The sequence below is a fragment of the Methylomonas sp. DH-1 genome (genome assembly GCF_046097555.1).
In the GTDB taxonomy this organism is placed as follows: Bacteria; Pseudomonadota; Gammaproteobacteria; order Methylococcales; family Methylomonadaceae; genus Methylomonas; species Methylomonas koyamae.
Map to the genome: position 1 here is coordinate 4,736,834 of NZ_CP143089.1, position 20,216 is coordinate 4,757,049.

A 20,216-nucleotide genomic window follows, 5' to 3' on the forward strand; every position below is an offset into this window, starting at 1 on the left:
TCGCGGCTTGATTGTCCGCGGCCTGGCCGCCCCATTTCGAGTTCCACCGATGACACCCGCCCAATTTGCCGACTACGCCCAACAGGGCTATAACCGCATCCCGGTCTGGCGCGAAGTTTTAGCCGACCTGGACACGCCGCTCAGCGCTTATTTAAAGCTGGCCGACGGCGCCTATTCTTATCTGTTCGAATCGGTGCATGGCGGCGAGCAATGGGGGCGTTACTCTATCATCGGTCTGCCTTGCCATACCCGGATCAAAATCAGCGGTAAGCGGATAACGCTCGAAACTGAGGGCGCCGACAGCGAAGCCTTCGAGCATAGCCAGCCGTTACAGTGGATAGAAGAATTCCGCCAACAATATAAAGTGCCGGACGTGCCCGGCCTGCCGCGTTTCAACGGCGGCTTGGTCGGTTACTTCGGTTACGAGACCATCGGTTACATCGAAACGCGGTTGCAAGCGTCGGCCAAACCCGATCCGATCGGTGCGCCGGATATTCTGTTGATGGTATCCCAGGATTTGCTGGTGTTCGACAACCTGTCCGGCAAGATGCTGCTATTGACTCACGCCGACCCGGCCCACGATAACGCTTACCATAACGCCAAGGCCCGTCTGGATCGGCTGGTGGAAAAATTGCGTAAGCCGCACGCCCATCCGCAACCGCACGCCGCGACCAAGCACGTGCAGGAAGCCGACTTCGTTTCCGGCTTTACCCAACAGGGATTCGAAGACGCGGTCATGAAAGTCAAACAATACATCACCGACGGCGATTGCATGCAGGTGGTGTTGTCGCAGCGGATGTCGATTCCGTTTGAAGCTGCACCGCTGGATTTGTACCGGGCCTTGCGCTGCCTGAATCCGTCGCCTTACATGTTCTTCATGAATCTCGGTGACCTGCATGTGGTCGGTTCGTCGCCGGAAATTTTGGTGCGGCTGGAAGACAACGAAGTCACGGTCAGGCCGATTGCCGGCACCCGCAAACGCGGCGAAACCCACGAGCAGGATCTGGAGCTGGAAAAAGAACTGCTGGCCGATCCGAAAGAAATCGCCGAGCATCTGATGCTGATCGACCTGGGCCGCAACGATACCGGCCGCGTCGCCAAAATCGGCAGCGTCAAACTGACCGACAAGATGATCGTCGAACGCTATTCCCACGTGATGCATATCGTATCCAACGTCACCGGCGAATTGCAGGATGGCAAGAATGCCTTCGACGTATTGGCGGCGACATTTCCGGCCGGCACCGTCAGCGGCGCACCGAAGATTCGGGCGATGGAAATCATCGACGAACTGGAACCCGTCAAGCGCGGCATTTATTCCGGCGCGGTCGGCTACATATCGTGGTCAGGCAATCTTGATACCGCGATTGCGATCCGCACCGCCGTCATCAAAGACCAAACTTTACACATTCAGGCCGGCGCCGGCATCGTTTACGACTCGGTCCCGCGCAACGAATGGGATGAAACAATGAACAAAGGCCGCGCGGTGTTCCGCGCCGTCAGCATGGCCGAAGCCGGCCTCGGAGGCAAAGCATGAGCGGCGTCAGATTGGTGATGGTCGACAACTACGATTCCTTCACCTACAACCTGGTGCAATATTTCGGCGAACTCGGCGCCGAGGTGGTGGTGGTGCGTAACGACGAAGTCACGGTCGAGGACATCGAAGGGCTGCGCCCGGACAAAATCGTCATTTCCCCCGGCCCCTGCACACCGAAGGAAGCCGGCATTTCTGTAGAAACCATCCACCGCTACGCCGGCAGATATCCGATTTTGGGTGTCTGTCTCGGCCACCAAAGCATAGGTTATGCCTTCGGCGGCAACATCATCCATGCCAAGCAGATCATGCACGGCAAGGTGTCGCCGGTGTATCACAAAGATTTGGGCGTGTTCAAAAGCTTGAGCAATCCGTTCACCGCCACCCGCTACCACTCGTTGGTTATCGAGCAGGCCACGCTGCCGGATTGCTTGGAAGTGACGGCCTGGACTCAGGACGAAGCCGGCTATATCGACGAAATCATGGGCGTGCGCCACAAAACCCTGGACATCGAAGGCGTGCAATTCCACCCCGAGTCGATTCTGACCGAGCATGGACACGACATGCTCAGGAATTTTCTGCAGCGCTGACGAATCCGGCCGCGGCCGGTTTTATCCCGCGGCGCCCACCGCAAACGCCGTCTTATCGACGACTCGGCGCAATACGAAGCTGGAATGCACGCCGCTGACACCGGGAATGCCGGTGATGCGTTTCAGCAGCAATTCCTGGTAAGCGTCCAAATCCTTGACCGCGACCTTGAGCTGGTAATCGGCAGCCTGGCCGGTAATCAACAGGCATTCCATGACTTCCGGAATTTCGGCGACGGCGGCCTCGAAAGAAGCAAAGCGCTCCGGCGTATGCCGGTCCATCGAAATCTGGATCAAGGCCGTCAGGCTGAGGCCCAAGGCCTTGGCATCCATAGCCGACGATCAGGCCGGCCTCCTCCAGCGCCCGCACTCGGCGCAAACACGGCGACGGCGACAGGCCGATTCGGTCGGCCAATTCCTGATTGCTGATCCGGCCGTCGGTTTGCAAAATCTCCAAAATCTGCCGGTCGTAGCGATCCAATTCCATAAAATTCCGCTAAGTCTTAAAAATGCGCAATTAATTTAAACATATGAAATTAAATTGGCAATATTCCTCCAATTTATCGTTCAATCAAGACTAACAACGCAATCGCCTGCGCGTCGATCTGGCCTATCGTATCGCCAACCGAAACGCAGGAGACCAGCGATGTTAAGCAACCCTTCTTTGAAATACCGCCCGTTCCCGCCAGTCGCGTTGGCCGACCGGCAATGGCCCAACCGCAGCATTACCCGTGCACCGATCTGGATGAGCACCGACTTGCGCGATGGCAACCAGGCTTTATTCGAACCGATGAATGCCGAGCGCAAATTGCGCTTATTCGAGACGCTGTGCGGCATCGGTTTCAAACAAATCGAAGTGGCATTTCCGTCGGCTTCGCAGACCGATTTCGACTTCGTCCGCCAACTGATTACCGAACAGCGAATTCCGGACGACGTGACGATAGAAGTACTGAGCCATGCCCGCGCGCCGCTGTTGCGCCGCACCATCGACAGCTTGCGCGGCGCCCGCAGCGCAATCGTGCATATCGTCAACGCCACCTCGCAACCGTTCCGCGAGCTGGTATTGGGCATGAGCCAAGCTGAAGTGCTGGCGATGGCGGTCGATTCGGTGCGCTTGGTCAAAGATTTGACCGCCGCGCTGCCGGACACCGATTGGCGTTTGCAATACAGCCTGGAAACGTTTACCGCCACCGAGCTGGATTACGCGCTGGCAGTGGCCGACGCGGTGGTCGAAGCCTGGGGCGCGACGCCGGACAACAAGCTGATTTTGAACCTGCCGTCCTCGGTGGAAAACGCGACGCCGAACGTCTACGCCGACCAGATCGAATGGATGCACCGCCGCATCGCTCGCCGCGACAGCGTGGTGTTGAGCGTACATCCGCACAACGACCGCGGTACCGCGGTGGCCGCCGCCGAACTGGCCTTGATGGCCGGCGCCGAGCGAGTCGAAGGCTGTTTGTTCGGCAACGGCGAGCGTACCGGCAACGTCGACTTGGTGACCTTGGCCTTGAATTTGTACACCCAGGGCATCGCGCCGGGCCTGGATTTTTCCGACATCGACGCGGTGGCGCGCAGTTTCGAAGCCTGTACCGGTTTGACGGTACCGCCGCGCCAGCCTTACGCCGGCGACTTGGTATTCACCGCGTTTTCCGGTTCGCATCAGGACGCGATCAAGAAAGGCTTCGCCGCGCAAACGGCGGACGCTGTGTGGAACGTGCCGTATTTGCCGTTCGATCCGGCCGACGTCGGCCGCGGCTACGACGCGGTGATCCGGGTTAACAGCCAGTCCGGCAAGGGCGGCATTGCCCATTTACTGGAAAGCCATTACGGCCTGGTGTTGCCGCGCCGGTTGCAGGTGGAATTCGCGCAAGTGGTTCAGCGCCAGGCCGATGCGGAAGGCGGCGAAATCGGCCACGCGCAAATCTGGCGCTTGTTCAACGCCGCGTATTTGGAGGCGAACGCACCGCTGCTTTACCTCGGCCACCGCTTGAGCGATAGCGCCGGCGGCCAGCGGATTGAATTGGATCTGCATTGGCGCGGCGTAGCGCGATGTTTGGCTGGCGCAGGCAACGGCCCGCTGGATGCGGCGGTCGCCGCGTTGGCGGCGCTGGACTACGCTGTGACCATCCGCAGTTACGAAGAACGCTCGCTCGGCCCCAGCCGCCACGGCGGCGATGCCCAGGCCTGCGCCTTCGTCGAACTGGCCGGACCGGACTCGCGTACTGGCTACGGCGTCGGTATCGACGACAACTTGGTCACGGCCTCGATCAAGGCGCTGGTCAGCGGCATCAATCGTTTGGCCGGATAGCTTGCCAGGCCGGATGGCGCTCGATCGCCGCCAGGGCCTCGGCCAGCAAACCGATACCCGGCTCGGTCCGGTGCCAGGTCGAGGCGCCGGACGGGTGCGGCAGCGGAATCAGGTCGGCGGCGTGGCCGTAGGCCTCGACCCGAAATTGCTTGCCGATCACCTCGCTGAGCTTGTCGGCCTGCAACCATTGCCGGATCGCCAGTTTGCCGACCGGAAGTATCAATTGCGGTTGCAATAGCTCGATTTCGGCCCGCAGCCACGCCGCACAATGGTCGATTTCGGCCGGGCTCGGCACCCGGTCGCCGCCGCCGGCCTGCTTGCCGGGGAAGCAACGGCACACCGCCGCCATGTAAAGCCGTTGCCGAACCTGCTCTTCGCTCAGCCCCAGCCGGCCGAACCAGCCGAACAAGGTTTTGCCGGCAGTCCAGGCGAACGGTTTGCCGAACTGGCCTTCCTTGCCGCCCGGCGCCTGGCCTATCAGCATCACCTTCGACAACACCGGCTGGCAACAAACCACCGGCCCGACCATGTCCGGACAGCGCCGGCAAGCCAGCAACTGTTCGCGGTGAGCGTGTAGTGCGGGTAACACTCGGTGTTAAGCCGGCTTGATCTCGATACCGACCGGGCAGTGGTCGGAGCCGGCGATTTCCGGCAGGATGAAGGCGCTGCTTATGCTCGGCAGCAACGGCTCGCTGGCCAGCATATAGTCGATCCGCCAACCGATGTTCTTTTCGCGGGCGTTGGCGCGGTAACTCCACCAACTGTACGCAACCGTGTCGGGGTGGAAATGGCGGAAGCTGTCGACCAGGCCGCGCCCCAGAATGCCGCCGAAGCCGTCGATCTCGGCCTGGGTATAGCCGGCCGATTTATTGTAGTTGGCCTTGGGCCGGGCGATGTCGATGGCTTGGTGGGCGACGTTGAAGTCGCCGCCGACGATGACTGGCTTGCGGCTTTGCAAGTCGGCCAGATAATCGGCGAAAGCTCGGTCCCAGGTTTGCCGGTAATCCAGCCGCGATAAGCCGTCGCCGGAATTGGGGACATAAACGTTGACCAAATAAAAACCTTCGTATTCTGCGGCGATAACCCGGCCTTCCGAATCGTGATCGGTCTGGCCGATATCCCGCAGAATCTGCAAAGGCTGCTGCCGGCACAGCAGCGCGACGCCGGAATAGCCCTTGCGCTCGGCCGAATTGGCGTAAACGTGGTAACCGTCTATGCCGGCCAAGGCTTGGGCGACCTGATCTTCCTGGGCCTTGGTTTCTTGCAGCAATATGCAATCGGCGCCGATTCGAGCCAGAGTTTCGGCAAAACCTTTGCCTTGCACGGCGCGAATGCCGTTAACGTTCCAGGAGACTATTTTCATGGACTTGATGGATGGGGTTGCGACCGGCTTATTCTAAGCGCTGAAGGGGCAAAGGTCATGAGGAACCGGCCCGAACTCGCCGCGGCTGGCGTTATTGCGCCGTATCGAAACGGATCCGCTGAAAATATTTGGCCAAATCGATCCGGATCGGCATGAAATAGACGTGCAAACCGGTTTCGGCGGCGGTGGCGATCAGATTATTGGCGAACTCGACGTTCCAGTCGTAATCCGGGCGAAAACTCTTCGGGAATTTGACCCGATTTTTCACTTCCCAATAGTTTTGCGACGCCTGGGTCGTGATCGGGCTGATGCCGATATAGGTTTCCAGGCCTTGCATATGCTCGGCATAAATCTCGGCCATGCGCGGATCGTAAAACGGCTGCGAGAAAAAACCGGTGGCGCCGGCATCGGCCTTGCGCCAGATATAGTCGCACTCGTCCTGCAAGCCCTGGCGATGCGGGTCGAAACCGGCGTAAATGTTCAACTCCGGAAAGCGGCTACGCACGGCGCGGATCAAATCGACCACGTCGGTATTGTAAAACGCCCGTTTCAAGCCCTCCGGCGGATCGCCGGTTACCAGCAACACGCTGTCCAGGCCGTATTCCTCGATGATGCGGAACAATTCGCCGCTTTCGATTTTGAAGTCGATGGCCCGGAAATGCGGGATGAAGCGGTATTTATCGCGGTCGATGCGGGTTGCCAACTGCCAACTGCGGGTATCGAAGCGCTGGATGTCCGGCACGTTGATAATGTTGATGCCGCCGCTCAGGGTTTGCACAAAGGCGTATTGTTCGTCAAAAGCCGCCAGGCTTCTGGGGACGATTTCGAAAGAAATGTTCATGCAGGTGGTGAAGATGGTTGGTCTATTGATTCTTGGCGGCAATGTCAACCGGCCGTTCGCTGTTCCGGTATTTCGTCTTCGAGCGGTATGGCGTCCTGTTTGGTGGCCATCAACCCCGAGAATAGCGGCAGATAGGCGTTGGCGGAATGGTTGACGGCATCGACCATTTTCAAATATTGCTCCAGAACCTGTTCTCCCATCGGCGTCAACACCGTGCCGCCGCCGTGGCGGCCGCCTTTCGCGGCATGCACCAACGGCTCCGCGAAGCTGCGGTTCATCACGTCCACCAGCAGCCAGGCCCGACGGTAACTCATGTTCATGGACTTACCTGCCGCCATGATGGAACCGGTTTTGCGAATGGCCGCCAGCAGTTCCGCCTTACCCGGCCCCATCGCAATTTCCTGGTTATGCATCAGGCGTACCGTGATTTTTAATTGCGGCAGCAAGGCATCCGCATCGGTCTTGACAGGTTTCATGGCTTGGCAACGGACGAAAACGACTAAGGGTTGGCATGATACATCGCCGACCGCTTTAATTCTAAATAGTATCTACCGCAATGCAATATTCGGCCGCCGCCTTAAAACTCATAAGCCATCCTAAAATCGAGGCGTTGTTGTCCGATGTCGACGCTGCCGTGGGAATGGAACGGGTAGGCCCAGTCCAGTTCGCCGCTCAGGCGTTTCAGCAGTTGGAGGCGCAGGCCGATGCCGGCCGCGGCCAGGGTTTCGTTGGCCGGGGTCGGTGCGATCGGCGCATCGGTCCACAGGTGGGCCCAGTCGATGAAGCCGAGCAGGCGCAGGTTTTGCGCGGTGTCGATCTCGTTCGGCAGCAGGTGCGGGCTGTACAGCTCCAGCGACAGGTTGACGCCGTGGTCGCCCAGCAGCTGGGTCTGGTGGTAGCCGCGGACGCTGAGCGGGCCGCCGGCCGAGAACTGTTCGTTGCTGATCAGCTTCGCCATGCTGGCCTGGCCGCCGGCGCGGGCTTGCAGCCGAAAGTCTCCCGGCAGTTGCTGTTGGTGTTTCAGCTCGGCGGTCAGGTAGAGGAAATTGGGCGTGGCGCCGGCGCGTTTGCTTTCGAACTGCTCGGCGTCGTTGCCCAGGCCGCGGAAGCTGAAGTGGCCGCTCAGGTTCAGGCTGCTGGCGTAGCCGTCGCCGCGGCGCACGCCGTCGTAACCGGCGACGAAGGCGGCGTAGCTGATCGGGCTGCCGCTGCCGGCGAACTGGGCGATCTGCTGGTCGAAGCTCTTGTAATCCACGCCGAAGTTGAGGCTGTGCAGCACGCCGTCGCTGCCGCTGTCCAACGGCTTCACCAGGCGGGCGCCGTAGATGGAACCGGCGCCGACCACCGACAGGCCGCCGACGTTGACGCCGAGCTGGGTGCTGGAGCTGATGCCGATGCCGTACAGCGCCAGCCGGGTGTCGGCCCAGCCGGTCGGCAGCACGTAGGTGCCGGACCAGACTTCGACTTCTTCGGCGTTTTGCGGCGAGACCTGGTATTGCACCGAGGCGCTGTGGAACTTCTGCCACAGGTTGTCGTAGCGCAAGCTGCCTTGCAGCCGGGTGTAGCTGGTATGTTCCGAGTTGCGGCTGTTCAGCTCCAGGCTGCCGTGCAGCGGCAGTTCGTCCTTGACCTTCAGTTCCACTTCCATTTTGCCCGGGGTCGAGCCGGCACGGAACACCGGCGTGATCGAGCGGTCGCCGGATTGTTTGGCCAGCGCGTTAATCTGTTCCTGCACCTGCGGCATATGCGGCGCCCGGCCCTCGGCCAGGGCCGGCACCCCGGCGCGGATCTTGCCCAAGTCGAAATAGCGCGAACCGCTGATGTGCAAGGTCTCGATACTGCCCTCCACCACCTGCAGCCGCACACTGGCCTCGTTGACATCCTGCTCCGGGATCGACACCACCACGGTCGGGTAACCGGCGGCGCGGTAGGCCTCTTCCAGCGCGGCCCGGGCCTGTTCCACATCGGCCACGGTTTTCTCCGGCCCCAGATAGGGATACACCGCCTGTTCCAGGGTTTCGTCGTCGAGCAGGCTGTTGCCGTCGATCTGAAAGTCCAACAGGTCGAAGCGCGGTTGGGCTTCGCCGGCCCATTGCGTGGCGGTGTCGGCGGCGTCCTTTCCGGTACCGGCTGCGCTGTCGCCGCGGGCCGCCTCGCCGGGCGGCGTTGGTGCCGGCGGCGTCGCGGCATCGGCTGCGCTAGCGAGCAGACAGCAAGCGGCCAGCCAGGCCGGCGTTAGCGGTTGGCAGCGTTTCATTGCCCAGCCCCCCGATTGACAGGCGTTTGTGGCGATGCCACTGCGGTTGCGCTGGCCGCTTCTGCCGGCTGCCCGCCGGCGCTATCGGCGCCAGGCTCGGCGCGGGTGGCGGTGTCAATGGGCGCTGGCGCTTCCTGCGCCGGCTCGGCCGCGGTCTGGCCGGCCGGCAACGCCGCACCGGCTTCGAACGGCGTCACTTTCAACTGCTTGAGCTGATAGCGGTATTCCTCGGCCCGGTTTTGCGTATCGACCTTGGCGATGCCGGTGAGCGGTTCCAGTTCCGCCAGTTGCTGCCACAGGCCTTTTTGTTCGTAACCGTCGACCACGCGCTGGTTCAGTTCGCGCAACTGTTGGTTCAGTTGGCCGCATTGGCCGATCCACTGCTCCCGCTCCTGCACCGCCTGCACCAACAGTTGGTTGTCGTCGCGAATGGCGCGGGCTTTGGCCACCACGTCGTTGTGTTTTTGCACCAGGGCCTGTTCGCGCTGGCGCTGTTGGCTGAGCTGGCTTTCCAGGCTGGTTTTGACCGCTTCCAGGCCGTTTTTATAGCGCGCGACTTCGCCTTGCAGCGGTGCCAGTTGCGCCACGGCGGCTTCCAGGCTTTTCAGCTTGGCTTCCAGCCCGGCTTTTTCGTTAAGCCAGGCCGCTTTCTCGGCTTCCAGCGCTTGTTTTTCCTGGCTGAGCTGGCGGATCAGGCCTTGGGCCTTCTTGATCGCGTCGCCGCCGGGGGCGGCGGCTTTGGGTTCGGCGTCACTGGTTTCAATGCCGGCCAACAGCAGTAGCAGGCATAACGGCGGGACATAAATCCAGCGCCAGGGTTGTTGCTTAGCCATCGCCTGCCCTCCTAGAACCGCGCGTTCAAATCGACGTTGACGGTGTCGATGCTGTAGCGGGGGCCGTCGATGGCGTCGGTGCTGAACCAGCGCAGGTTGAGCCAGGTGCTTTTGGCCAGGCCGTATTGCAAGCCCATCACCCAGCCCTTGGCGTCGGTACCGCCCTGGTGGAAGATCGAGTCGGTAAAGGCATCCAGCACCGCGTCGCGCTGCACGTAACGGTAAGCCAGGTTGACGTTCCAGTCGGCCCAGCGCCGCAATTCCGCCGCGCCGACATCGACCCGCACCTGGTAGGCCTTGGTGCGCGGCTGCAGGTCGGTGCTGGCGAAGGCGGTGCCGAACTGGCTCAGGATTTTCTGCCGGTTGAAGCCCAGGTTTTGGGCATAATCGGCGGTGAACAGCACGTGGGTGTCGCCGAAGCCGGCGTAATCGAACATGGCCGTGGCGTTGAACACCTTGAACTCGGAGGCCAGGCCGAACAAGCAGCCGACGGTGTCGGTGCAGTTGGGCAGCAAGGTGTTGGCGTCGCTGATCGCCACCATCGAGTTGCCCTTCTGCACGAACTGCGGTGCGGTCCAGTCGTAGGCATGGCTGCCGACCGGATTGCGCCGGGCCTGGACGTTGTGGAATTCGTAATAGGACGCGGCCAGATTCAACCGCGAGTCCTGCCACACCAGCCAGTCGGCGCCGACCTGGCCGGCATACAGCCATTTGTCGTTGACCGAGACGTCGATGTCCTGCAACGGGAATACGCCCAGCGTGACGAACAGGCTGTCCGGGGTTTGTTGGCCCTGGTTGATGCCGAAGCGGGCGGTCGGGTTCGGCGTTTTGTAGCCGGCCAGTTTGTTGCTGCCGCGATTGAACGGCAAGCGGAAGCTGCCGGCCACGCCTTCGAAACTCAAATCCGGGTCGAACACCACGTCGGTGGACAGGAACGGATTGATGATGCGGCCGGCGTACAAGCTAAACCAATTGGTCTTACGTTCGTCCAGAAAATCGTATTGCAGGTAGGCGCGGTCGATGGCGAACTGGTAGGACTGGCCGGTATTGCCCAGGGTCTGGTCGTTCGAGACCGGGTTGTTGATGTTACTGGTAGCGAAGCGCACCCCGGCTTTCAAACCGTCGGCCAGGTTGGCTTCGAAGCCGAGGCGGAAGCGTTCGCGTAGCCGCAGCCGGTCTTTTTGGTTGTTAATGATGGCCTCGTTCGGGTTCAGCGAGACCTGGGTGGTCAAGCCGGCCTGGTTGCCGGTGGCGGCACGGTTGATGGCCAGCCAGTTGTAGGGGCCGACGAAGTTGCCGGCCGCATCGAGGCCGACGTTCTCGACCCCGCCGGCGTTTTCTTTACCGTAGAACTCGTCGGCGAAACGGATGCGCATGTCGAAGCTGGGATGGATCGCCGCCACCCACTCCGGCAACGCGCCGGGAATGCCCCAACCTTCGTCTTTGGCGTCGCGCTTCACATCCTGCAACACCTCGGCCTTCAGTTCGGCGCGGACCTGGTCGCGGATTTCTTTTTTGACGAACTCGGGCACGTAAGCGACGTGTTTGGTTTTGCCGGTTTTGCCCGCAACATTGGCCGGCTCGCCGGCCCACTCGGCCGCGGTTTGGGCGGCGTCCGGGGTGGCTGTGGCCGAGGTTCCGCTATTGCCGGCCGGATTAGCGCCGCGCGCGGCATTGGCCGATTCGGCTTTGGCCTGAGCGGCGACCGCTTCCTGTTCGGCGGCCTGCACCAGGCCTTGGCCTTCGTCTTGGTTAATCACGCCGCGCTGCACCAGCAGGTCGACCAGGTTGACCAGGGTGGATTTCTTGACCGGAATCACGGCGTCGGCCGGGGCCGGAGTGGCGGCTTGCGCCGCGCCGGCGTTGGCGGTCAGGCTGCCGGTCAAAACCAGGGCCAGGGATTTGCTTACGGTGTTCATAGGTTCTATTACAAGTTCTTCAAATTCAGGCCAAAGCCACTAAATGATTTCGTTTCCAAGTCGGGCAGCACCGTCCCCTTAGCCGCACCGAGCAGCGGCGGGTTTCAACAGATTTGCCAACGTAGGTTCAATTCGCGTTAGCGTCATCGGACGCCTGTGTTTTTAAGGTTTCGCTAGCGCGAAGCTTTTTTAATGTCGGGTCTCGGCCCGACAGCCGAGTGGCTTTCGCTACGAAAACCATCCTTGGTTTTCGCCCTGCGGGCCAGCCTATTGGCTGTTCAAATTCGTTCCTGACGAATTTGTGTTTGGCCAAAGAAAAGCCACCAAAAGAAAGGCCACCCGGATGCCGCTTATTCCCTGCGCTCCTCGCTTTTGAATGGGGTTGGCGGAAGGGGCTCCTGCCCCTCCGCCAACGCGTCGCATCCCTGCGACGCCCCTGCGGGCTGTTCCATTCAAAAGCTGCGGTGCTCGGCGCGGCATACGGGAGATAAAACCCTCCCACTACCGACAGACTTACCGAACAACACGGGTAAATCTTTTGTCGGGGTCGGCCCGATTACCCCCAGCGAACTCGGACGCGGGGTTTTTTAAGGCTTCGCTACCGCCACAACGATTGAATACCGGTTCGCCGGTTGTTCCCCCTTTGCCGCGCCGAGCACCGGCGGGTTTGGCAAGATCAGCCCGTCAGGGGCGCGGCAGGGAGGCCGCGCGTTTTCGGAGGGGCAGGAAGCCCCTTCCGAAAACCCTTGCCAAACCCGACGGCGCGCAGGATTCAAGCGGCAGCGGGGTCGCCTTTTCTTTGGATACTTTCTTTTGGCGACGCACAAATTCGTTTGGAACGAATTTGAACAGCCAAAGGCTGGCCCTTTAGGGCGAAAACCATGGATGGTTTTCGTAGCGAAAGTATCGCGGCCGCCGGTCCGCGAACCGGCGTTCAAACCAGCCGTCGCGCCAGCGACACCTCTTCCATGCCGCTGTGAGATGAACGGCGTTCGCTCTAAACCCTCGAACTCAACCGTATCCGAATCGGCTGCGGCATGCTCTCCGGCGGCGGCCGGCCGACGCTGGCCCGCAGCCGCGGCAAGGCCGCACGCAGGGCCTGGTCGATGTCGGCCTTACCGCTGCCGCCGGCCAATTCACTGCGGCTGATGCGGCCGTCCGGGCCGACCCAGATTTCCAGGATCACGCTGTAGCCGGCTTGCGCGGCCGGGGTGTCGGCCAGCAGGTTTTGCAGGCCGGTCTCGACCTGGCGCTGGATCTGGCCGCCGTACCACAGAATGGCGTTGCCGCCGCCACCGCCCAGGATCGAGCGGCCGCCCTTGCGGGCTTGAAGGCCAAAGCCGTCGCTGCCGGCGGTGCCGTCGGCATCCACGCCCAGGTCTTCGGCCGGCGGCGCTTCGTCGGGCTCCGGCGAAGGTTCGGGCTCGGGTTCCGGCTCGGGTTCTTCGATCTTTTCTTCCTTGATTTCCTCCGGCGGTGGCGGCGCTTGCTCCGGCGGCGGGGGTGGCGGAGGCGGCGGCTGGATCATCGTGATCTGCTGCACCTGCTTTTTGGTCTGCGGCGGCTTCTCGAACTTGTCCGCCAACCACCACACGCCCAAACCAATCAGCAGGCTCAACCCTATCCCCAACACCACCGGCAAGCGCCGCAGCCAGGCGTATTTGTTTGTCATCTCGTTTCAATCAGTCGTCGCCACAACGCCCAGTGCGCCGTGTTCTCCAATCCATCCGGCCGATACCCGGCCTGGTTTTCCCCGGTTTGATTCCGCGCCGGTTTGCTTCCGCGTGGGCGCTATTGGTGTCACCGACACGCATCGCGCCATTCCGCGTGGGCACATAAACCGTGCCCACCCTACGTCCTAAATCGAACCCAAACGTTTTGAAGGTTTTGCTACCGCCACAACGATTGAATACCGGTTCGCCGGTTGTTCCCCTTTGCCGCGCCGAGCACCGGCGGGTTTGAACGGATCAGCCCGCAGGGGCGATGCAAGGATGCATCGCGTTTTCCGCAGGGGCTGGGAAGCCCCTTCGGAAAACCCCGTTCAAACCCGACGGCGCGCAGGATTCAAGCGGCAGCGGGGTGGCCTTTCTTTTGGTGACTTTTCTTTGGCCAAGCAAAGAAAAGTCACTCGGCTGTCGGGCCGAGACCCGACATTCAATCCAGCCGTCGCGCCAGCGACACATCCTTTACTTCACCAACTTCTGCGTCACCAACCCCAACTGGCTAATCTGCAACCGGGTAACAATGTCCAAGACCTCAATCACCTTCTGGTACTGCACGCTGGCGTCGGCCTTGACCACCACCGGCAGGTCCGGCGTCGCCGCCTTGTATTGCGCCAGCCGGGTTTCCAGTTCCTGCAACGATACCGGGTAGGTGTCGAGATAAACGCTGCCGTCCGGGGTGATCGAGATCGCCTTGGTCTTGGGTTTGGACAGGCTGGGCGTGCTACTGGCCTTGGGCAGGTTGACGGTAATGCCCTGCACGGTGGCGGTGGTCATGATGATGAAGATCAGCAACAGCACGTAGGCCACGTCCAGCATCGGCGTGATGTTGATGTCGTCGTATACCTTGCCTTCTTCTTCGACTTTCATGTTGCGTCTCCTGGCTTAACGGGCGTTGGCTTGATTAGCGGCGGCCTGGCGGGCGGCGCGCATCGATAACAGGGCCAGAAATTCGTCGCTGAACACGCGCATGCCGGCGCTGATGTCTTTGATCTGGGTCAGCAGGTAGTTGTAGGCAAACAGGGCCGGGATGGCGACGGCCAGGCCGGCGACGGTGGCCAGCAAGGCGGCGGCGATGCCGGGGGCGATGGAGTTGATGTTGACGTCGCCGCTGGCGGCGATGGCGGCAAAGGTGATCATGACGCCGACCACGGTGCCGAGCAGGCCTAAAAACGGGCCGCCGGCGATGGCGATGGTCAGCAGCACCATGTGCTTGTTCAGGCGTTGGCCTTCGTGGACGATCTGGCTGTCAAGTTTGACCCGCAGGTAGTCCCAGGCTTCGCGGGTCACCACTTGGTCGGCGCCGCCTTGCAGTTTGTTCAGTTCCTGGATCGCGGTGTGGTAGAGGTGGTACAGCACCGAACTCTGGAAGTGGTCGTGTTTGCCGACCAGGGCGGTCAGCCAATCCGAGTCGGCCAGTTCGTGTTCTTCGGCGGTTTCGGCCTGGTCCAGCGCGCCGAGCGTGTTCGGGTCGAGCTGGCGGTATTGCGTCAAGAAGGCGCGGTTGTCTTTGCCGATGCGGTTGATGACCAGGGTTTTGCTGACCATGACGATGACGGCGACGATCAGCATGATCAGGGTTAAACCGATCACGACCCAGCCGTCGACGGTGACGTTTTGCACAATGACCATGAAGTGGCCGGCGTCGCCGCTGCCGTTGGATTCGTCCTGGCCGAAGCTGAGCACGGCAAAGTCGGGGCTTTGGCTGCGGTAGGCGAATTTGAGCCAGTCGGCGCTGCGGGCGGTGGCGGCGATTTGGACTTCGTCGAGCCAGCCTTGGTAGTTATCGCCCAGGCGGATGCTCGGTTGGCCGGCGGCGAGTTGGGTTTTAACGCTGCCGACCGGGACGCCGTCCAGGTAGAGTTCGACGATTTGCGGCGGGGCGTAGCTGTTGGGGTTTTCGGCGGCTTTGGCGCCGGTGTAGGCGGCCAGGGTTTCCGGGCGCAGCACCAGGGCCACGTGTTGCCATTTGCCGAGGGTCAACGTGGCGACCGGGGTGCTGGCGCTGCCGGCGACGGCGGTCAGGGCGTTGCCTTGCAGGGTCAGGCGCAAATCCAGGCCGGGGGCTTGGGCGCTGAGCACGGTGGCGGCCGGGTTGGCCTGGTCGATCTTCAACCAAGTGGTGAAGGTCCAGCCTTTGCTGGGATCCAGCGCCAGTTGCGGCGCCGGGTTGACGGTAATGGGGCCGGCGCCGCTGAATTGGGCGGCAGCGCCGATCCAGCCGGCGGCCTGGATCGCGGCTTTGGAGTCGGCGGCGTGGGAAGCATAAGCGGTGGCGTCTTGCGGCAACGTCTCGGACGCATTGAAGTGGTAGACCAGGCCTTGGGCCACGTCGTACAGGCTGTTGCTATCCGAAGCGTCCGGGGCGTTGGCGTTGCCGTAATACAGCCAGAAGTCGTCGGTGGAAACGCCACCGCGCACTTGCGGCAGCTTGACCCAAACCAAACCGATCTCGCTCAGCGCATCGACCTGCTCGACCTGGTAGGCCAGCGGCGTCTGCTCGTCTTTCAAGGCGCGAAAGTCGCGGCCGTTGTCGGCCAATTCGGCAAAGTAGCCGAAGTTGCCGGCGTGCAGCCGCACCAGCACCGGCACCTCGCTCAAGGTCTCCTGCACGTCCGCCCCGGTCGCCGAGGCGTCCACCGCCACCTGCCGCCGCGAACTCCAGTCGGCATTCCACCAGGCTTGGGCCAACGCCGGCAGTAATAACAGGCCGAAGGCCCACTTAGTTGTCCTAGACAGCATCGGTTTGTTCCCGGTTAACATTGTTGCTATGCAAAGTCAGCTCGGCGGCAATCGCGGAGCCATTGAGCCAGCCCAGAATCAGCGCGATCAGCACCAGGCAACAGAGCAATTTAAAGTCGGCATCCGTCAATTTCATGCGGCGGCCCGGCCCCGGTCAGGCTGCCAACGGTTTGGGCCGGCGCGCATGCCAGGCGCAGCCGAGCAAACCGCTCACCATCAGCAGCGCGCTGGCCGGCAACGGCACGGCGGCGACGCTGACCACGGTCAGGCCGGTCAGATTGGAGACGTAGCGGCCACCCTTGGCAACGTCGCCGGGGACCACCAATTCGGCAAAGCCTTTACTGCCCAACCCGGCGCCGACGCCATTGGCATACGCCACCAACACCGGAATATTGCCGAAACTCGGATGCAATTCGCCCAACGAAAAGATGGCCTGATAGCCGTCGGAACCGGTAGCGACGACGAATTTGCCGAGGATGTCGTTTTTCACACTGGCGTCGGTGACGATGCCGGACAGATTCAATAAGTCCCACAGAGAGACGCCGGTGAACGAGGAACCGGTCAAAGGCGGCGTCGCCACCGTGACGGTTTGCGCCGGCAAGGCCGCGGCCAGACTGGTAACGTCGTAACTGATCGAATTCGTCACCGCGCCGTCGATGCTGAACTGGTCGGAGACCCCGCCGGTGCCGGGCGTATAGGGGATGTGGCCGACGTAAAGACTGGACAGGTTGGATACCCAGCGGCCGGCTTTGACGTCGTCGGGCGCGACGATACGGGCAAAGCCGCTACTGGTCAGGTCGGCGCCGTTCAGTTTGTAGGCGATGATATCGTTGTGGTTGCCGAAACTCTTGTCCATTTCGGCCAACGAAAACACGGCCTTATAACCGTCGCTGCCGGTGGCGACCGCGTAACCGCGCAGTATGTCGTTTTTCGGCACGCTGGGATCGGTTTTCAGATAGCTGCCCAAAAAGGCGCTCAACGACACGCCTTCGTAAATGCCGGAGGTCGTCGCTACCGTTTTTACCGCGGTCGGATTGGCGGCGGCATAGGCTTGCAAGGCAGCCAGATCGACGCTGGCCGGGCTGCCCGCGTTCAGATAGCCGCCGAAGCTGAATTGGCTGGACGTCGCCGCCGCGAATGCCGGATTGGCGGCAGCCAATGCCATGAACAAGCCGAACAGGGCGGCCGGCCGGGTAAGTGTTTTTAGATCGAACATGTAATTGCGCCTCGGATGCGATTCAAGAAGCGCCGATGGCTGTCCGGAAGAACCTTGCCCATCGGCGGGAAGGAGGCACATCCTTGTGCCGCTCAAGTCTGCCAAGTCCTATGGCATCAACTTGAGTTGTTTGTTTGTTAACGCTATCTGGATATTCTCGATAGCTCGGGCACCGCCACCGACACCCTGTAACTCAGCGGTAGAAATTGGAGATTTCGATGCGAGCTTGCCAAAGGTTGCACGTCCCTGTGCGGCCCACGCCTACCCCATCGGATGGCGTGAACATTCCCATCGGCTTTCGCCTGGCTTAGCGCAGTTCGACGCTGCCGAAGTCCGGATTGACCACCGGTATCGCGCAGGCATCGGGAGTGCCGTTAAGCGCGCGGGTGTAAGGCGTGACCGGATTGGCCGGATCCCAGGTCGCCGGCGGCATATGGCCGTTTGCGCTCAAGGCGATGTAACCCGCCTGGCCCCAACTGTGGTTGCTCAGATCGGAGTTGCGTGCCGCAATCGTGCTGGGCAGGCCGCTGTATATCGCCAATGCGTTCAAAGCGGCATCCTGGTTGGCGGTGACGTTGTTTTTCCAAGACAGCGCATACTCGCCGACCAACGGGTAATGGCCCAGGAATACCTGCTCGCCGGTGGGCAGGGCGCCGTCGATTTTGATGAAGCGGTAGCTGGCGCTATTGCTGGCGTTACGCTCCGTGGTCTGGATGCCGATCGCCCATTGGTTGCCGTGGGGAACGCCGGTGGCCGGCGGATTCGGGAACGGCGCCGGATTGCTGGTGCCGAACCAGCCGTTAGTGCCGTTGTTGTAATCGCCCAAGCACCGATCCACCGCGCCCAGGCTGGTCGCATACTGAATGTCGGCAAACCCGCCCGGCTCGGCCAGTTTCGGCGACGAGTCGCCCAGGCATGGGCTTTTCAATATGTTGGACAGCAGGGCCACTTGTTGGCCGGCGCCGTTTTCCCGGCGACAGACATGCACTGCGGTATCCAATGGATTGCTCAGCCCGGCCACACCGGCCGTCACGCCGTCGGCAACCACTTCCGGCAGCGTTTTTTCGGCACCGGCGACTTTAACTTTCAACGTACTCCAATCGTAAAGTTGGCCGCTAAAAATACTGACCAGAATTTCCTTGGACAGGCTGGGTACGCAGGCCGGGGTTTCATTGCCCACCGTACAACCGGCCGGCAAGGTTCCGTTTTGGATTTGCGCATATTGCAGGGCGTTGCGCAGCTTCAACGTCACCGGCGTACCGATGATATGGCCGCCCAGCGCAAAGCGATTGTCCAGCGTCGATGCGTCGATATCGGTTTTACCCGGCGTCACGTTATCGACGCCGCGGAATGCATCCGGCGTCACGTCCGAAGTCGCGGCCGTCGCCGAGATGCCGGAGGTGACCGTAGTGCAGGAATAGTTCCATTGGTAACTAGCCCCGCCCGACGGATAAGAACCGTTAAACGCGGTACACACTGCCGTGGTCGGGTCTTTCAAGTAAGTCAGCTTGGTACCGTTGGCCACCGCGTCCAGGCCGACGAACGACGCCCCCAAGCGCCGGCGCGAGATCCACAGCCGGGTTTTATTGTTGGGCGCCACGCCGCCGGTCAGTCCGGGAATTTTGGTGCTATCGGTGTAACAGTAAATCGCCGAGTACTCGTCGTTGGTCGCTGCGCTGTTGGCACCTTTGGTATGGAAATACACGTGGGTGGTGGTGCCGGTACCGGTCGGATTCGGATCGTTCAGGCACAGTGCGTTGGCCGGGGTGGTATTGTTGATCATGAAGCCGAAGGCCGGATCGTTGGATTGCGAGCCGGGAATGTACAGGCTCAATTGCGGGGCGCCGTCGGCCGGGGTCAAGGCCCAGGCGCTACCGGTCGCCGCCAGCGCCAATCCCAGGGCGATCAGGTTGCGGGATAAGGTGGTAAACATGTTTTGCTCCAGAAAACGAATTGAATTAAGCGGCCACGGTGCGGCGTTGCAGGCGTAGCGCGGCCAAGATGCCGCTCAGGAATAGCCAGGCGGCGCCGGGTACCGGCACTGGAGCCACGTTGGAAGTCCATACCAGTTTGGCGTTGGCGACGTCCAGACTCAGAAAGCCGTCCAGCTTGTCGAACGCGGCCTGAGTACTGCCCAAAACCGTGCCGCCGGGGGAATGGACGAAGAACAAATCCAGATTCTGGTCCGGCGTTTCGCCGTTTCTGACCACGGCACTGCCGATCCACCCTGGAATACTCATCGTGGTACCCCAAGCCTTGTTGAAATAAGAAGTTGGGAAGGTGCTGGTCGTCACTTCGCTCAGGTCGGCCTCGAAATCGGTGGCCGTTGCGCCCGGATTTTGCGCGACTTGGGCGATGTTCAGAGCATTGGCTCTGTCCCGGACTTTGGTCGTCCAGGTTGCCAACGTTGTCATTGCGATGCCTCCCGGAGCGGATGCGCCCTCGCGCCGACTCAACACGACGCCATAGTTCGCGTTGCCAGTACCCAGATAGGAACTATTACCGGCAACGTTGAAGGTCAACGGATCGCTGGTCGAGCTGGCCCAATCCGCAAATTTCTGGTCCAGACTCCAAGTCCGCGACAGTTGTTTGCCGGCCAGAAAGTCGTCCACCGTCGTACCCAGGTCGATGCTGTAAGACGTCGTCGCCAGTGCGTCCCAAACGTTCAGATATAACTCGCCGCTCGATCCGGTACCCGACGCCTGAATTAACGGCGCACCGTTATTGATTGCCGCGTGCGCAGAGCCGGTGCCCGCTACCAGACAGATTGCCGCCAGCCAGCGATAGCCTCGTTGCTGTATCAGTTTCATAAATTCACCTCATCCATTCCTTAAGGGACCGCAGTCCCGTTCATTGCCGTAAGCCGCATCGCCAATCCGGTAGATCCAGGTAACGGAT

The 20,216-nt window shown here is 61.3% G+C and carries 17 protein-coding genes and 1 pseudogene; 3 read left to right on the forward strand and 15 right to left on the reverse strand.

Going from position 1 to position 20,216, the window contains the following annotated elements; all coding sequences use genetic code 11:
- The first annotated feature begins 49 nt into the window (after nucleotides 1-49).
- Both trpE and VXJ35_RS21655 read left to right on the forward strand, forming a co-directional pair.
- A complete protein-coding gene (trpE, locus tag VXJ35_RS21650) occupies nucleotides 50-1,534 on the forward strand; it encodes an anthranilate synthase component I (protein WP_064023646.1) in 1,485 nt (494 codons plus the stop codon).
- Nucleotides 1,531-2,121: an aminodeoxychorismate/anthranilate synthase component II gene (locus VXJ35_RS21655; protein ID WP_064023146.1), complete on the forward strand. Its 591-nt coding sequence runs from the start codon at nucleotides 1,531-1,533 to the stop codon at nucleotides 2,119-2,121. The genes trpE and VXJ35_RS21655 overlap by 4 nt, the downstream gene beginning before the upstream one ends.
- A gap of 21 nt (nucleotides 2,122-2,142) precedes the next feature.
- Here the strand turns inward: VXJ35_RS21655 and VXJ35_RS21660 are convergent.
- A pseudogene (locus VXJ35_RS21660) lies at nucleotides 2,143-2,605 on the reverse strand (Lrp/AsnC family transcriptional regulator).
- Nucleotides 2,606-2,764: 159 nt separating this feature from the next.
- Between VXJ35_RS21660 and leuA the strand changes: the two are divergent.
- Nucleotides 2,765-4,426, forward strand: a complete 1,662-nt coding sequence (leuA, locus tag VXJ35_RS21665) for a 2-isopropylmalate synthase (protein WP_064023147.1) — start codon at nucleotides 2,765-2,767, stop codon at nucleotides 4,424-4,426.
- On the opposite strand, the gene VXJ35_RS21670 is transcribed toward leuA, so the two are convergent.
- From VXJ35_RS21670 to VXJ35_RS21735, 14 genes are all read right to left on the reverse strand, one after another.
- Nucleotides 4,407-4,955 (reverse strand): uracil-DNA glycosylase family protein, encoded by a 549-nt coding sequence (locus VXJ35_RS21670; protein WP_064023148.1) that lies wholly within the window; start codon nucleotides 4,953-4,955, stop codon nucleotides 4,407-4,409. The genes leuA and VXJ35_RS21670 overlap by 20 nt on opposite strands.
- Before the next feature lie 66 nt (nucleotides 4,956-5,021).
- A complete protein-coding gene (locus VXJ35_RS21675) occupies nucleotides 5,022-5,789 on the reverse strand; it encodes an exodeoxyribonuclease III (protein ID WP_064023149.1) in 768 nt (255 codons plus the stop codon).
- A gap of 91 nt (nucleotides 5,790-5,880) precedes the next feature.
- Complete coding sequence (locus tag VXJ35_RS21680; protein WP_064023150.1) at nucleotides 5,881-6,630, reverse strand: methylenetetrahydrofolate reductase; 750 nt, start codon at nucleotides 6,628-6,630, stop codon at nucleotides 5,881-5,883.
- Between the two features lie 44 nt (nucleotides 6,631-6,674).
- The gene (locus VXJ35_RS21685; RefSeq protein ID WP_082881040.1) at nucleotides 6,675-7,106 is read right to left on the reverse strand and encodes a winged helix-turn-helix domain-containing protein; all 432 of its coding nucleotides are present in this window, start codon (nucleotides 7,104-7,106) and stop codon (nucleotides 6,675-6,677) included.
- A 101-nt stretch (nucleotides 7,107-7,207) separates the two neighbouring features.
- Nucleotides 7,208-8,887, reverse strand: coding sequence for a ShlB/FhaC/HecB family hemolysin secretion/activation protein (locus VXJ35_RS21690; protein ID WP_082880877.1), 1,680 nt, complete (start codon nucleotides 8,885-8,887; stop codon nucleotides 7,208-7,210).
- Complete coding sequence (locus VXJ35_RS21695; RefSeq protein ID WP_064021508.1) at nucleotides 8,884-9,720, reverse strand: hypothetical protein; 837 nt, start codon at nucleotides 9,718-9,720, stop codon at nucleotides 8,884-8,886. The genes VXJ35_RS21690 and VXJ35_RS21695 overlap by 4 nt, the downstream gene beginning before the upstream one ends.
- Before the next feature lie 11 nt (nucleotides 9,721-9,731).
- Nucleotides 9,732-11,639, reverse strand: a complete 1,908-nt coding sequence (locus VXJ35_RS21700; RefSeq protein WP_064021507.1) for a putative porin — start codon at nucleotides 11,637-11,639, stop codon at nucleotides 9,732-9,734.
- A 997-nt stretch (nucleotides 11,640-12,636) separates the two neighbouring features.
- Complete coding sequence (locus VXJ35_RS21705; RefSeq protein ID WP_064021506.1) at nucleotides 12,637-13,311, reverse strand: TonB C-terminal domain-containing protein; 675 nt, start codon at nucleotides 13,309-13,311, stop codon at nucleotides 12,637-12,639.
- A gap of 514 nt (nucleotides 13,312-13,825) precedes the next feature.
- The gene (locus VXJ35_RS21710) at nucleotides 13,826-14,230 is read right to left on the reverse strand and encodes a biopolymer transporter ExbD (protein ID WP_064021505.1); all 405 of its coding nucleotides are present in this window, start codon (nucleotides 14,228-14,230) and stop codon (nucleotides 13,826-13,828) included.
- A gap of 15 nt (nucleotides 14,231-14,245) precedes the next feature.
- The gene (locus VXJ35_RS21715) at nucleotides 14,246-16,102 is read right to left on the reverse strand and encodes a DUF2341 domain-containing protein (protein ID WP_064023151.1); all 1,857 of its coding nucleotides are present in this window, start codon (nucleotides 16,100-16,102) and stop codon (nucleotides 14,246-14,248) included.
- A complete protein-coding gene (locus tag VXJ35_RS21720) occupies nucleotides 16,092-16,238 on the reverse strand; it encodes a hypothetical protein (RefSeq protein ID WP_157198258.1) in 147 nt (48 codons plus the stop codon). The genes VXJ35_RS21715 and VXJ35_RS21720 overlap by 11 nt, the downstream gene beginning before the upstream one ends.
- 18 nt (nucleotides 16,239-16,256) lie before the next feature.
- On the reverse strand, nucleotides 16,257-17,318 hold the full coding sequence (locus VXJ35_RS21725; RefSeq protein WP_064023152.1) for a hypothetical protein: 1,062 nt from the start codon (nucleotides 17,316-17,318) through the stop codon (nucleotides 16,257-16,259).
- A gap of 307 nt (nucleotides 17,319-17,625) precedes the next feature.
- Complete coding sequence (locus VXJ35_RS21730) at nucleotides 17,626-19,251, reverse strand: hypothetical protein (RefSeq protein ID WP_064023153.1); 1,626 nt, start codon at nucleotides 19,249-19,251, stop codon at nucleotides 17,626-17,628.
- 25 nt (nucleotides 19,252-19,276) lie between these two features.
- Nucleotides 19,277-20,128 (reverse strand): hypothetical protein, encoded by an 852-nt coding sequence (locus VXJ35_RS21735; protein WP_064023154.1) that lies wholly within the window; start codon nucleotides 20,126-20,128, stop codon nucleotides 19,277-19,279.
- Between the last annotated feature and the right edge of the window lie 88 nt (nucleotides 20,129-20,216).